Annotated in this window: 10 protein-coding genes and 1 pseudogene; 6 read left to right on the top strand and 5 right to left on the bottom strand. The window is 72.1% G+C overall.

The window, feature by feature from the left end; all coding sequences use genetic code 11:
• Positions 1–79 precede the first annotated feature (79 nt).
• Both GPA03_RS08210 and GPA03_RS08205 read left to right on the top strand, forming a co-directional pair.
• Positions 80–538 (top strand): annotated as a pseudogene (locus GPA03_RS08210) (N-acetyltransferase family protein); the annotation flags it as partial.
• Positions 535–1,269, top strand: coding sequence for a VOC family protein (locus GPA03_RS08205; RefSeq protein WP_156251519.1), 735 nt, complete (start codon positions 535–537; stop codon positions 1,267–1,269). The pseudogene GPA03_RS08210 and the gene GPA03_RS08205, both read left to right, overlap by 4 nt.
• A 12-nt stretch (positions 1,270–1,281) precedes the next feature.
• On the opposite strand, the gene GPA03_RS08200 is transcribed toward GPA03_RS08205, so the two are convergent.
• The 3 genes from GPA03_RS08200 to GPA03_RS08190 all read right to left on the bottom strand — a co-directional run bounded on the left by GPA03_RS08200 (position 1,282) and on the right by GPA03_RS08190 (position 4,953).
• Positions 1,282–2,409: a bifunctional 2-methylcitrate synthase/citrate synthase gene (locus tag GPA03_RS08200; protein WP_156251518.1), complete on the bottom strand. Its 1,128-nt coding sequence runs from the start codon at positions 2,407–2,409 to the stop codon at positions 1,282–1,284.
• Entirely contained in the window at positions 2,406–3,326 is a 921-nt protein-coding gene (prpB, locus tag GPA03_RS08195) for a methylisocitrate lyase (protein WP_156251975.1), read from the bottom strand. Before prpB ends, GPA03_RS08200 begins: the two co-directional genes overlap by 4 nt.
• 109 nt (positions 3,327–3,435) lie before the next feature.
• A complete protein-coding gene (locus GPA03_RS08190) occupies positions 3,436–4,953 on the bottom strand; it encodes an MmgE/PrpD family protein (protein ID WP_156251517.1) in 1,518 nt (505 codons plus the stop codon).
• 78 nt (positions 4,954–5,031) lie between these two features.
• On the opposite strand from GPA03_RS08190, the gene GPA03_RS08185 reads away from it, so the two are divergent.
• From GPA03_RS08185 to GPA03_RS08170, 4 genes are read left to right on the top strand one after another with little or no spacing between them, the layout of a single operon-like run.
• Entirely contained in the window at positions 5,032–5,646 is a 615-nt protein-coding gene (locus GPA03_RS08185) for a copper resistance CopC family protein (RefSeq protein ID WP_156251516.1), read from the top strand.
• A complete protein-coding gene (locus GPA03_RS08180; RefSeq protein WP_156251515.1) occupies positions 5,643–7,457 on the top strand; it encodes a S9 family peptidase in 1,815 nt (604 codons plus the stop codon). The genes GPA03_RS08185 and GPA03_RS08180 overlap by 4 nt, the downstream gene beginning before the upstream one ends.
• A 13-nt stretch (positions 7,458–7,470) precedes the next feature.
• A complete protein-coding gene (locus tag GPA03_RS22565) occupies positions 7,471–9,180 on the top strand; it encodes an ABC transporter transmembrane domain-containing protein (RefSeq protein ID WP_156251514.1) in 1,710 nt (569 codons plus the stop codon).
• The gene (locus GPA03_RS08170) at positions 9,177–10,913 is read left to right on the top strand and encodes an ABC transporter ATP-binding protein (protein WP_241681162.1); all 1,737 of its coding nucleotides are present in this window, start codon (positions 9,177–9,179) and stop codon (positions 10,911–10,913) included. The genes GPA03_RS22565 and GPA03_RS08170 overlap by 4 nt, the downstream gene beginning before the upstream one ends.
• 216 nt (positions 10,914–11,129) lie before the next feature.
• On the opposite strand, the gene GPA03_RS08165 is transcribed toward GPA03_RS08170, so the two are convergent.
• Both GPA03_RS08165 and GPA03_RS08160 read right to left on the bottom strand, forming a co-directional pair.
• Positions 11,130–12,164 (bottom strand): aspartate-semialdehyde dehydrogenase, encoded by a 1,035-nt coding sequence (locus GPA03_RS08165; RefSeq protein ID WP_156251513.1) that lies wholly within the window; start codon positions 12,162–12,164, stop codon positions 11,130–11,132.
• Between the two features lie 10 nt (positions 12,165–12,174).
• Positions 12,175–13,446 (bottom strand): aspartate kinase, encoded by a 1,272-nt coding sequence (locus GPA03_RS08160; protein WP_156251512.1) that lies wholly within the window; start codon positions 13,444–13,446, stop codon positions 12,175–12,177.
• Positions 13,447–13,550 lie beyond the last annotated feature (104 nt).

Genomic DNA, 13,550 nt, shown 5'->3' with positions numbered 1-13,550 from the left:
CAACCCCGCTGCAGGCCCACGCTTCACCCGCCCCGCCGCAACCCCGGAACCGCCCACCTCGTACGCGCAGGCCACCACGGTCCGCACCGCGACGCCCGCGGACGCCGCCACCGTCGGTGGCCTGCTGCACGACTTCAACGTCGAGTTCGAGTCCCCCACCCCGAGCGCCGCTGAGTTCACGCGCAGGTTCACCTCCCTGCTCGAGGGGCCGAACGTCGTCGTGCTGCTCGCCGAGCGTGAGAGCCGCGCCGTCGGCTTCGCCTACCTCACGCTGCGCCCCAGCCCGTACTACGACGGCCCGCTCGCGCAGCTCGAGGAGCTCTACGTGGTCCCCGCGCTGCGCGACCAAGGGATCGGCACCGCCCTGCTCACGACCGCCGTCGAGCGCTTCACCGCACAAGGCGTGGGTGAGATCCACATCAACGTCGACGAGATCGACACCGACACCCGTCGCTTCTACGAGCGGCACGGCTTCACCAACATCCAGCCCGGCGAGGACTACCGGATGCTCTGCTACCTCCGGGAGCTCGGCACGTGACCACCCCGCTCTGGTACGACCTCTTCCTCGACGTCCCCCGCGCCGGATGGCGGCGCTCGGTCGAGTTCTGGGCCGCCGCCACCGGGCTCACGCCGTCACCGGCACGCGGGGAGGGTGGCCAGTTCCTTACCCTGCTTCCCGACGGCGGCACCTCCTGCGTGCGCATGCAGGAGCTCGACGGCGATCCGCGGGTGCACCTCGACGTCGCCTCCCACGACCGCGCCGGGCTGCTGCAGCGTGCCCTGGACCTGGGCGCGACTCAGGCGTGGCAGTACCACGACGTGCCGGTGCTTCGCTCACCCGGCGGGCTGCTGCTGTGCCTCACGCTCGCCGAGCCGGAGCCGCTCCTGGTGCGGACCGGCGCGCCCGTGCTCGACCAGGTCTGCCTCGACATCCCGACGCGGCTGTGGGACGCCGAGGTCGCGTTCTGGCAGCAGCTCACCGCCAGGGACATCACCACCGGCCGCAGCGACCAGTTCGCCCGGCTCGTCGACCCCGACCCCGCCGGCGGGCTGCGGTTCCTGCTGCAGCGCCTGGGCGAGGACCAGCCGACGGTCTCCGCGCACGCCGATTTCGCCGTCGCTGACCGACCCGCCGAGGTGGCGCATCACTGCGCGCTCGGCGCCGAGCAGGTCGCCGAGCACCAGGCCTGGACGATCATGCGCGCGCCCGACGGGCACATCTACTGCCTCACCGACCGCGACCCCGCGACCGGCCACCCGCTCCCCTGAGCGAGGCAGCGATCAGCGCGGCGGCACCTCACGCCGCTCGGGCCCCACGTACTCGCTCAGCGGGCGGATCAGCGCGTTGGCCTCCAGCTGCTCCATGATGTGCGCCGTCCACCCGGTGACCCGGGAGGCGACGAAGAGCGGCGTGAAGGTCGGGGTGTCGAAACCCATCAGGTGGTAGGCGGGACCGGCCGGGTAGTCGAGGTTCGGCTTGATGCCCTTGGCCGACTCCATCGCCGACTCCAGGGCGGTGTACATCTCGCCGAGGTCGGGGCGCTCGTAGTGGGCCACGAGATCGTCGAGCACGGCCTTCATCGTCGGCACCCGGGAGTCCCCGTTCTTGTAGACCCGGTGCCCGAAGCCCATGATCTTCTTCTTGGTCGCGAGCGCGTCCTCGAGCCAGGCCTGCGCCCGATCGGCGGTCTCGATCTCGTCGAACGTGTGCATCACGGCCTCGTTCGCGCCGCCGTGCAGCGGGCCCTTCAGCGCCCCGATCGCGCCGGTCACGGCCGAGTACAGGTCCGACAGCGTGGAGGTGATCACCCGCGCCGTGAAGGTCGAGGCGTTGAAGGAGTGCTCGGCGTACAGGATCATCGAGACGTCGAACGCCTGCTCGACCGCCGCAGCGGGCTCCTCGCCGAACGTCATCCAGAGGAAGTTCGCCGAGTACCCCAGGTCCTCACACGGCTCCACGATCGGCTCGCCGCGGCGGCGCCGCTGGTCGTAGGCCACGATCGCCGGGAGCTGGGCGAACAGGTAGACCGCGCGACCCTCGTTGAGCCTGCGGTCCGTGATCCCGTCGGGCTGCAGCAGGGTGTCGTCGAACGTGCCCAGCTGACTCACGGCCGTGCGCACCACGTCCATCGGATGGGTCGTCGGCGGCAACGAGTCGATCAGCGTCTTCGTGCGGGCGTCGAGCGGCCGCAGCGAGCGCTCGAGGCGTTGCAGCTCGGCGAGCTCCTGCGCCGTCGGGAGCTCGCCGTGCCACAGCAGGTAGGCGACCTCCTCGAACGAGCGCTGCGCCGCGAGATCCTGCACGGGGTAGCCGCGGTACAGCAGCGAGTTGCTCTCGGGGTCGACCTTGCTGATCGCGGTGACGTCGACGACGACGCCCGCCAGCCCCTTCCTGATGTCCTCGCTCATGCTTCGTCTCCCTCCCCCGGCGTCTTCGCCGAGTACGTGAAAATCTCCGAGTCGAACGTGTTGTACCCCGCGTAGTCGATGACCTCGTACAGCCGCGCCCGGGTCTGCATCCGCGGCACCAGCCCCGCCTGGGTGCCGGCGTCCCGGATCTCCTCCAGGCCGCGCTCCACCTCACCCATCGCCAGCCGCAGCAAGGTGACCGGGTAGATGACGATGCGGACGCCGGCTGCGGCTAGCTGGTCAACAGTGAACAGCTCGGACTTGCCGAACTCGGTCATGTTCGCGAGCACCGGCACGTCGACGGCGTTGGCCACCATCTCGAACTCGCGCAGGTCGGCCATGGCCTCGGGGAAGATCGCGTCCGCCCCCGCGTCCACGAGCCGCTTCGCCCTCTCGACGGCGGCGCTCACCCCGTCGACCGCGCGCACGTCGGTGCGGGCCATGACGAGGAAATCGGGATCGCGGCGGGCGTTGACCGCGGCCCGGATGCGCTGCTCGGCGGTGCCGAGGTCGACCACGGCCTTGCCGTCGAGGTGGCCGCAGCGCTTGGGGTTGACCTGGTCCTCGATGTGACAGCCCGCCAGCCCGGCATCCTCGAGCACCTGCACGGTGCGGGCCACGTTCATCGGCTCGCCGAACCCGGTGTCGGCGTCCACGATCGCGGGCAGGTCGGTCACGCGCGCGATCTGCCCGGCGCGGCCCGCCACCTCGGTGAGCGTGGTGAGCCCGATGTCGGGCAGCCCGAGGTCGGCGGAGAGCACGGCCCCGGAGATGTAGACGCCCTCGAACCCCTTGTCCTCGATCAGCTGCGCCGAGAGCGGGTTGATCGCACCCGGGAACCGCAGCAGCTCACCGGAGGCCAGCCGCTCCCGCAGCCGCGCCCTCTTCTGGCTCGCGCTCGCGCCCGCGTGCAGCATCACCGCCCCCTCCTCACCCGCGCTCGTGGAACAAACTCCACGCTCGATGAGCCCAAGCAGACGCGGCAACCGCTTGCACCGCCGTCGAGCGTGGACTTTGTGCCGCCCATCAGAACAGTCCCGCAGGAGTCCGCACGGTCCCGAGCAGTCCTTGGCGCGCGGTGATCGTCAGCCCACCCAGCTCCTCGGGGCCGAGCTCGGGCAGCCGTTGCGCGACGTCGAGGAACCGCTCGATCTCCGCCGGCTCCAGCACCCCCTGCGCCAGCGTGCGGAACTTCTCCACGTACTGGGCCCGGGCGAACGGGCGGGCGCCGAGCGGGTGCGCATCGGCCATCGCGATCTCCTCGGTGATGGTGCGGCCGTCGGTGGTGGTGATCTCGATGCGGCCACCGAACGCCTTCTCGGCCGGGTCGGTCGAGTGGTACCGCCGCGTCCACTCGGGGTCCTCGGCGGTGGTGATCTTGCGCCACAGCTTGACCGTGTCCGGCCGCTGCGCGCGCTCTGGCGCGTAGGAGCGCTCGTGGTGCCACGCGCCGTCCTGCAGCGCCACCGCCACGATGTAGGGGATCGAGTGGTCGAGGGTCTCGCGGGTGGCGCTCGGGTCGTACTTCTGCGGATCGTTCGCGCCGGAACCGATCACGTAGTGGGTGTGGTGGCTGGTGTGGATCACGATCGACTCGATCCGATCCGGATCGGTGAGCTCGGGCCGCGTGCGGTGCAGCCGCCGGGCGAGGTCGATCAGCGCCTGGCTCTGATACTCCGCCGAGTGCTCCTTGGTGTAGGTCTCCAGGATCGCCCGCTTGGGCTCGCCGGGGGCGGGCAGCACGACGTCGTAGCTCGCCTCCGGGCCGTCGAGCAGCCACGCGATGACGCCGTCCTCGCCCTCGTAGATCGGCTCGGGCGAGCTCTGCCCGCGCATGGCCCGGTCGACCGCCTCCACCGCGACCTTGCCGGCGAACGCGGGGGCGTACGCCTTCCATGTCGAGATGCGGCCCTTGCGCGACTGCCGCGTGGCCGTGGTGGTGTGCAACGCCTGCCCGATCGCGGTGAAGATCACCGGCGTCGAGAGCCCCAGCAAGGTCCCGATCCCGGCGGCTGCACTGGGGCCGAGGTGGGCCACGTGGTCGATCTTGTGCTTGTGCAGGCTGATCGCCTTGACGAGGTCGACCTGGATCTCGTAGCCGGTCGCGATGCCGCGCAGCAGGTCCTTTCCGCTGCACGCCCGGTGCTGCGCGACCGCCAGGATCGGCGGGATGTTGTCTCCCGGGTGCGAGTAGTCGGCAGCGAGGAACGTGTCGTGGAAATCCAGCTCGCGCACCGCGACGCCGTTCGCCCACGCCGCCCACTCGGGGCTCACCCGCTGCCCGGGGTTGCGCCCGAACACGGTGGCGCCCGGTGTGTAGGGGTGCGTCAGCGCCTGCGCTCGAGCGGCGACCACCGGCGCCCGCAGCAGCGACGCCGCCGCCACCGCCGCGTTGTCGATGACGCGGTTGACGATCATGTCGACGACGTCGTCCTCCACCTCGACCGGGTCGGTCGCGAGCTCGGCGAGCCTCCACGCCAGCTGGTCGGTCTGCTCGAGGTTCTCCTCGCTGCGGTGCACGCGCAGGTGATGGGTGATCGGCACAGTTCTCCTTCGGTCGCTCCGCCCACCGTATTGCCGCTGCGGGATCTTCGCGGCCCCGTTCGGTCGTAGCCTGGGACCGTGCTCACCCGACGACTCTCGACGACGTTCCTCACCCTGCTCGCGGCCGTGCTCACGACGGCGGGGCTCGGGCTGGTCTGGGCCGGTCCGGCCCAGGCGCACAGCGAGCTGATCTCCTCCACTCCCGGGGACCGTGACGAGCTGTACGAGCCGCCGACACAGGTCGTTCTCGAGTTCAACGAGACCATCCAGGACATCGGCAACGAGATCGTCATCACGGGGCCCGATGGCACCGACATCGCCGAGGGCGACCCCCAGATTGAGGACAGGACGGTCACGCAAGCGCTGGTCGCCCCCGCATCCACCGGCCCGCTGGACATCGGCGGTGACTACACCGTGACGTGGCGGGTGGTGTCCGCCGACGGGCACCCCATCTCCGGCGCGTTCACCTTCGAGGTGCTGCTGAACACGTGGGACGACGTCATCGAGGAAACCACCACCGAGGAGACCACCCCGGAGGCCACCGAGACCTCGGTGGCGCCGTCGAGCATCGATGCCGAGGAGGACGACACCGAGACCGGGATGGGCGCGGCGCTCCCGATCGTCGTCGGCCTGGCGGCGCTCGCGCTCGTGGCGGTCGTCGTGCTCGTGGTCCGGCGCAGGCGCGCACGATGAGCGCCGGCTCGCGCTCCTGGCCGCGCCCACCGTGGGAGCAGCGGTTCCGCGCGGGCCGAGTCAGACTGCCGCGCTGGGCGGTCGACAACCCCGACCGCGCCGTCGTGGTGATGACCGACGAGGGGCGGCTGCAGGCGCACTCCTGGACGCCCTCGACGGGGCGGGCGATCGCCGCGACCGACCGGCCCCAGGGCACGAGCCTCGCCGAGATCGACCCGGCCGGGAACTGGGTGTGGTGGTTCGACGACAGCGACGGCGACGAGTACGGCGTCTGGCGCCGGCAGCCCTACGGGTCCACCCCCGGGTGGCGCGTCGAGACACCGATCGACCTCTCGGCCGCGTACCCGCGCGGGCTGCTGATCGGGCGCGACGGCACCGCCGTCATCGGGCGCGGCGACTCGCGCTACGGCACCCAGATCCACGCCGTCCCGGTGGGGCGGTCCTCGCACGGGACCGACGGCCCCACCCTGATCTATGCGCACGAGAGCTGGGCGGCGGCGCGGGCGCTGAGCCACGACGGGCGGCTGATCGCCGTCGAGCACAGCGAGCACGGCGACTCGCGGCACCCCTCGATCCGGATCTACCGGCGTGACGGCTGGCCGATCGCGGATCTCGACGACGGCGGCGACCGTGGGCTCTGGGCGCTGGGCTTCTCGCCGCGGGCCGGCGACCAGCGGCTGCTGGTCCGGCACGAGCGCAGCAGCTCGCCGCGCCTGCTGGTGTGGGACGTGGACCGGCTGATCCAGCGGCCGGTGGAGATCGGCGTCGAGGGCGAGATCGGCGATGCGTCCTGGTACCCGGACGGGCGGCACCTGCTGGTCGCGGTCGACTTCCACGCGCGCACGCGGCTGTTCCGGGTGGACCTGTTCTCGGGCTCGGTCGTGGGTGTCGGGCCGATGGAAGGCACCGCCGAGGACGCGATCGGGCGCCCCGACGGCGATGCCTGGGTGCTGCACTCCTCCGCCGCTCGGCCGCCGGCGGTGCTGTCGGCGCGGAGCGGCCGTGAGCTGCTGACGCCACCCGGCGGTGGTGCCCCCGCCTCGGTCGCGGTGCGCGACGTGTGGGCCGACGGCCCGGGCGGCCCGATCCACTCGTTGCTGCGGCTGCCGACGACCGGGAGCGCACCGTACCCGGTGGTGGTCAAGGTGCACGGCGGGCCGACCCTGCACGACTCCGACATGTTCTCGCCTGCCGCGGCCGCCTGGGTGGACCAGGGCTGGGCCGTGCTCGAGGTGAACTACCGCGGCTCGACCGGCTACGGGGTGGGCTGGCGTGACGCGCTCGAGGCGAAGGTGGGCTTCACCGAGCTGGCCGACGTGGCCGCCGTGCATGACCACCTGATCGCCGAGGGCACCGTGGACGCCGAGCGCTCGGTGCTGGTGGGCCGCTCCTGGGGCGGCTACCTCACGCTGCTGGGCCTGGGCACGCAGCCCGACCGCTGGGCCGCAGGCGTGGCCGGGGTGCCGATCGCGGACTACGTGGCCGCGTACGAGGACGAGATGGGCTCGCTGCAGGACTTCGACCGGGCGCTGTTCGGGGGCTCGCCGCAGGAGGTGCCCGACCGGTACCGGGAGTCGTCCCCGCTCACGTACGTGGACGCCGTCCAGGTCCCGGTGCTCATCAGCGCCGGCGAGAACGACCCGCGCTGCCCCTACCGGCAGATCCTCAACTACGTGGAAGCACTGCGGGCTCGCGGCGGGACCGTGGAGACGCACATCTACGACGCCGGTCACGCGAGCCAGGTCGACGACGAGCGCGTCACCCAGATGCGGCTCGAGCTCGACTTCGTCCGCCGGCACCTGCCGCTCTGAGGTGCCCACATCCATGAAGCGCGCTCGCGCCGTCATCAGCGTTCGCCGTGGTGAGATCTCCGAGACCCCGATCGAGCTGCCCGACCCGCTCCCGGCCGGGACGCCGCGGGCGCTCGTGCTGCGCGCGATGTGGCGGACCCGCCGGTTCACGCTGCCCGCGGCCGGCTCGGCCGTGGTGCACCAGGTGACCGAGGCGATGGTGCCGGTGATCATGGGCCGGGCGATCGACACTGCCGTGGTCGACGGCGATGTACGGGGCCTGCTGCTGTGGCTGGGTGTGCTCACGGTCAACTTCATCCTGCTCGCGCAGGTGGTCCGGTTCGGCAGCTGGTACGGGCAGATCGGTGCCGAGGCGATGCAGCACCAGCTGCGTACCCGTGTCACGGACCGGCTGCTGCACCCGCGTGCCCGCGCCGATCGGCTCCCCGGCAGCGCGCTGTCGCTCGCGACCAACGACGTGCGGCAGCTGACTCAGGCCACCGCGCTGATGATCTACCCGGTGGGCGAGGCCGCCGCCATCGTGGTCGGTGGCGCCCTGCTGCTGATGCAGTCGGTACCGCTCGGCGTCGCGGTGCTGGTGGGTGCGCCGGTGCTGCTGGTGCTGCTCGATGTGCTGGGCCGGCCGCTGCGACGCCGGGCCGAGAGCGAGGCTGCCGCGGTCGCCGACGCCGCGGGCTCGGCAGCGGACCTGCTGGCCGGGCACCGCGTGCTCGCCGGGGTCCAGGCGCAGGAGGTCGCGGCCGACCGGTACCAGTCGCTCTCGCGGCAGGCACTGCGGGCCACGATGCAGGCGCGTGCCCACCAGTCGGGCCTGACGGCCGGCCTGGGTGCGATCACGGGCCTGTTCATGGTCGGCGTCGCGGTGGCCGCCGGGCTGCTCGCGGTGCGGGGGGAGCTGACGATCGGTGGGCTGATCACGGTCGTGGGGCTCACGCAGCTGTTGCTCATCCCGATCACGGCGTTCGCGCGCAACGTGGCGCCGATCTGGTCCGCGGCGCAGGCGAGCGCCGCGCGACTGCTGGCGGTGCTGACCGACGGCCACACGGCGCGGACCACCGTGGCGCCGCACACGGCCACCGGCGCCCTCGGGGTCAGCATCGTGGGCGTCGACACCGATGGGGGCGGCACGCTCGACCTGGAGATCGCACCGGGTGAGCTCGTGGGCATCGCCGTCGACGGCGCAGCCGCTGTGGCGCTCGCCGAGACGCTCGCCGCGCGCCGACCGCTCGGCGACGGCGCCGCGGTCGTGGTCGGCGACGTCGCCGTGGACCCGGCAGCCCCCGAGGCGGCGCGAGCGCAGATGCTGGTGGCGCCGCACGAGGCGTCGTTGTTCGACGGCACGGTCGCGGCCAACCTGACCCTGCCGGGGCACCGGCCGGAGCTCGTGCAGGCCGCGCTGTCGGCAGCGGCGTGCGACGACGTGCTCCGCGTGCTGCCCGAGGGCCTGGACACCGTGGTCGGTGAGGGCGGGCTGCGGCTGTCGGGCGGGCAGCGGCAACGCGTGGCGCTCGCCCGCGCCCTGGTGATGGACGCCCCGGTGCTCGTGCTGCACGAGCCCACGACCGCCGTCGACTCCGTCACAGAGGCGCTGATCGCGGAGCGGCTGCCGCAGCTGCGGCAGGGCAGGACCACGGTGCTGCTCACGACCTCGCCGGCGCTGCTCGCCGCGTGCGACCGGGTCGTCGGTGCCCCCGCGCACGAGTCCGAGCAGGTGGCGCGGTGAGCGGGACCGAGGCTGTGCGGCCGTCGATCCCGGTCGCGACCGCACGCGAGGTGTGGCGGACCTGCCGCGGGCTGCTGCGCCCGCGCGGCGGGCTGGTGCTGCTGGTCGCGCTCGCCTTCGTGCTCGCCGCTGCGGCCGGGCTGGTGCTGCCGACGGCGCTGGGGCGGATCGTCGATCTCGCCACCTCGCCGGAGAGCACCGAGGCGGACGTCTGGTCGCTGGGTGCCTGGATGGCTGCGGGTGCGCTGGTGCAGGCGATCGCCACCGGTGCCGGGGCGATCGGGGCGGCGGCGCTCGTGGAACGCCTCCTTGCGGACCTGCGTGAACGCATGGTGGGGCGGGCGCTGCGGCTGCCGCGCCACGTCGTCGAGCGGGTGGGCACGGGTGACCTGACCTCGCGGGCGAGCGACGACGTCGCCCAGGTGGCGATCGGGCTGCCCAAGGCGATCCCGACGGTGGCCGCCTCCGCCTTCACGCTCGTGCTGACGGCGATCGCCCTCACGGCCCTGCACCCCCTGTTCGCCGTCGTGGTCCTCACGGTCGTGCCGATCCAGGTGCTGTCGTTGCGCTCGTACCTGCGCACAGCGCCGCCGCTGTACGCGGCCGAGCGTGCGGCGCTCGGGGTGCGCGCGCACCACGTGCTCGCGGCGCTCCGCGGGCTGCCGACCGTGCAGGCGTTCGGGCTCGGAACGCTGCACGCGGCGCGGATCGGTACGTCGTCGTGGGAGGTGGCGCGGATCTCGTTGCGGGCGCGCGCTGTCCTCAACACGTTCTTCGCGCGGCTCAACATGGCCGAGCTGGTCGGGATGGCGACGATCCTGGTGGTCGCGTTCCTGCTGGTGGGGCGCGGTTCGCTGACGATCGGTGGCGCGACCACCGCGATGCTGCTGTTCCTGCAGCTGTTCGGGCCGATGATGGGCCTGCTGCTGCTCATCGACGACCTGCAGTCGGCGCTCGCCTCGCTGGGGCGGATCGTGGGCGTCACGCAGATGGAGGCCGGCGACGACGACCAGCGCCGGGCGGGCGGCTCGGTGCCGGTGTCGGTGGAAGGGGTGGGGTTCGGCTATGACACCGTGCCGGTGCTGCACGAGGTCGATCTGCGGATCCGGTCCGGCGAGCGGGTAGCGGTGGTCGGGACCTCCGGTGCCGGCAAGTCCACGCTGGCGGCCCTCGTGGCCGGCGTGCACGCGCCGTGGTGGGGGCAGGTCGAGGTCAGCGACGGCGCCCGGGAGCGCACCGTGCTGATCAGCCAGGAGGTGCATGTGTTCGCCGGCACGGTGCGCGACAACATCACGCTGGCGCGGCCCGGGGCAGACGACGCCGAGATCAGGGCGGCGCTCGAGGCCGTCGGCGGGGCCGACGTCGTGGCCGGGCTGAGCGACGGGCTGGACACCGAGGTCGGGCCGCACGCGCACACGCTCACCGTCGCGCAGGCGCAGCTGGTGGCACTGGCCCGGGCGTACCTCGCCGACCCGGCGCTCGTGCTCCTCGACGAGGCGACAGCCGAGGCCGGATCGGCCCACGGTGCGATGCTCGACCGCGCCGCCGACGCGGTCATGTCGGACCGGGCGGCGCTGATCATCGCGCACCGGCTCGATCAGGCGGTCCGCGCGGACAGAGTGATCGTGATGGCGGAGGGGCGCGTGGTCGAGGAGGGCACGCACGCCGACCTCGTCACCGCCGGCGGCGCCTACGCCGACCTCTGGTCGGCCTGGCAGCGCCACCGCCCCTAGCGGCCCAGACGCCCTGCGCCCGCCGAGCAGGGGGTTCCGCCCTCCAGCACCCGCCGAGCAGGGGGTTCCGCCCTCCAGCACCCGCCGAGCAGGGGGTTCTGCCCGCTCACAGGGGTGATTGCGGGCAATACATCCTGTTCGGCACTGGCTGAGCGGCGAGTGCCCGGTACCGACGCGCCCGGCCGTGCCTCTGCGCCGTGGCTCAGGAACCCACGATCAACGAGCCACCAGGAGCTCGGCGATCTGGATCGTGTTGAGCGCGGCGCCCTTACGGAGGTTGTCGCTGGAGATGAACAGCGCGAGGCCCTTGCCGCCAGGGACGCCCGGGTCCGTGCGGATCCGACCGACGAAGGTCGGATCGGCGCCGGCGGCCTGCAGCGGCGTGGGCACGTCGGAGAGCTCGACGCCGACTGCCGCAGCCAGCACCTCACGCGCGCGATCCGGTGAGATCGGCCGCGAGAACTCGGCGTTGATCGACAGGCTGTGGCCCGTGAACACCGGGACCCGCACGCAGGTGCCAGAGACCCGAAGGTCGGGCAGGCCCAGGATCTTGCGGGACTCGTTGCGGAGCTTGCGGTCCTCGTCTGTCTCGCCCGAGCCGTCGTCGAGCAGGTTGCCCGCGAGGGGCACCACGTTGAACGCGATCGGGGCGACGTACTTGACGGGCTCGGGGAAGGTGACGGCGCCGCCGTCCTGCGCGAGCGCCTCGATGTCCTGCTCGACGGCGGAGCGCACCTGCCCGGCGAGCTCCTCCACGCCGGCGAGGCCGGACCCGGAGACGGCCTGGTAGGTGGACACGATGATCCGTTCGAGGCCCGCTTCGTCGTGCAGGGCCTTGAGGGCGGGCATCGCGGCCATGGTGGTGCAGTTCGGGTTGGCGATGATGCCCTTGCGGGCCTCGGCCACGGCACCCGGGTTGACCTCGCTCACCACGAGCGGGACGTCGGGGTCCATGCGCCATGCGGACGAGTTGTCGACGACGGTGGCGCCGGCTGCGGCGAACCGTGGCGCGTGCTCCTTCGACGTCCCGCCACCGGCGGAGAACAGGGCGATGTCGATCCCGGACAGGTCCGCCGTGGCGGTGTCCTCGACGACGATCTCGCCATCCTTCCAGGGCAGCGTGGTCCCGGCCGAGCGTGCGGAGGCGAAGAAGCGGACCTGGTCGGCGGGGAAGTTCCGATCGAGCAGGATCTGGCGCATCGCGGCGCCGACCTGACCGGTCGCACCGACGACCGCGAGAGTGATACCCATCGTTCGTTCCCTATCGCCCGGTGCCGCCGTAGACGACCGCCTCGACCTCGGCGGCGTCCAGCTCGAAGGCGGAGTGGATCCGTCGCACGGCCTCGTCGAGGTCCTCGAGACGCAGGATGACCGAGATCCGGATCTCCGACGTCGAGATCATCTCGATGTTGATGCCGGCGTCACGCAGCGCGCCGAAGAGCTTGGCGGAGACGCCCGGGTGCGACCGCATGCCGGCGCCGACCAGCGAGAGCTTGCCGACCGTGTCGTCGTAGAGCACCTCGGCGCCCTGGAGCTCGCCGTTGAGAGCGTTCAGGGCGGCCTTGGCGGCGTTGGCCTGCTCGAGCGGCAGACTGAAGGAGATGTCGGTCAGCCCGGTCTTGGCGGCCGAGACGTTCTGCACGATCATGTCGATGTTGCAGCCGGCAGCGGCGACCGCCTCGAAGATGCGCGCAGCGGTGCCCGGCACGTCGGGGACACCGACGATCGTGATCTTGCCCTGCGAGCGGTCGTGGGCGACGCCGGAGATCAGCGGGTGTTCCATGAAGCCATCCTCTGCTGGCTCGTCGGTGACGAGGGTGCCTTCGTTCGAGCTGAACGAGGAGCGGACGTGTATCGGGACCTTGTAGCGGCGCGCGTACTCGACGGCGCGCAGGTGCAGGATCTTCGCTCCGTGCGCCGCGAGCTCGAGCGTCTCTTCGGTGGTGATCCGGCTGATCTTGCGAGCAGCCGGGACGATGCGAGGGTCGGCGGTGAACAGCCCGTCGACGTCGGAGTAGATCTCGCAGACATCGGCCTTGAGCGCGGCCGCGAGCGCGACCGCCGTGGTGTCGGAGCCGCCACGGCCGAGCGTGGTGACATCGTTCGTGCTGGAGGTGACGCCCTGGAAGCCGGCCACGATCGCCACCGCGCCGTCGGAGAGCGTGGCCTGGATGCGGCTGGGGGTGACGTCGATGATGCGGGCGTTGCCGTGCGCGGTGTCGGTGATGACACCCGCCTGCTGGCCGGTGAACGCCTGGGCGTTGACGCCGAGCGCGTTGATCGCGATCGCGAGCAGCGCCATCGAGATCCGCTCCCCCGCGGTGAGCAGGATGTCGAGCTCACGCTGCGGCGGGGCGTCGGTGATCTGCCCGGCGAGGTCGAGGAGGTCGTCGGTGGTGTCGCCCATCGCGGAGACCACGACGACGACCTGGTGGCCCGCCGCCTTCGTCTCGACGATCCTGCGGGCCACGCGGCGGATGCTCTCGGCGTCAGCGACGCTCGAGCCGCCGAACTTCTGCACGATGAGGGACACGGGACATTTCTCGCAGGTCTGGCCGATAGTGACGTTCGAGTGTAGGTCCCGACCACCAGATGGACACCCTCGCGTCCGTATCTCGGACGCTGTCAGCGCACGCC

The sequence above is a fragment of the Pseudactinotalea terrae genome, from assembly GCF_009733845.1.
GTDB classification, from domain to species: domain Bacteria; phylum Actinomycetota; class Actinomycetes; order Actinomycetales; family Beutenbergiaceae; genus Pseudactinotalea; species Pseudactinotalea terrae.
The sequence above is the reverse complement of the archived record's forward strand: the minus strand, read 5'-3'. Positions and strand labels throughout refer to the sequence as shown.

What these genes read in the sequence shown, in the direction of transcription:
- prpB (WP_156251975.1), bottom strand. Translation starts at nt 3,326, where the DNA reads ATGCTGCACGCGGGCGCGAGCGCGAGCCAGAAGAGGGCGCGGCTGCGG.
- GPA03_RS08165 (WP_156251513.1), bottom strand. Translation starts at nt 12,164, where the DNA reads ATGGGTATCACTCTCGCGGTCGTCGGTGCGACCGGTCAGGTCGGCGCC.
- GPA03_RS08200 (WP_156251518.1), bottom strand. Translation starts at nt 2,409, where the DNA reads ATGAGCGAGGACATCAGGAAGGGGCTGGCGGGCGTCGTCGTCGACGTC.
- GPA03_RS22565 (WP_156251514.1), top strand. Translation starts at nt 7,471, where the DNA reads ATGAAGCGCGCTCGCGCCGTCATCAGCGTTCGCCGTGGTGAGATCTCC.
- GPA03_RS08180 (WP_156251515.1), top strand. Translation starts at nt 5,643, where the DNA reads ATGAGCGCCGGCTCGCGCTCCTGGCCGCGCCCACCGTGGGAGCAGCGG.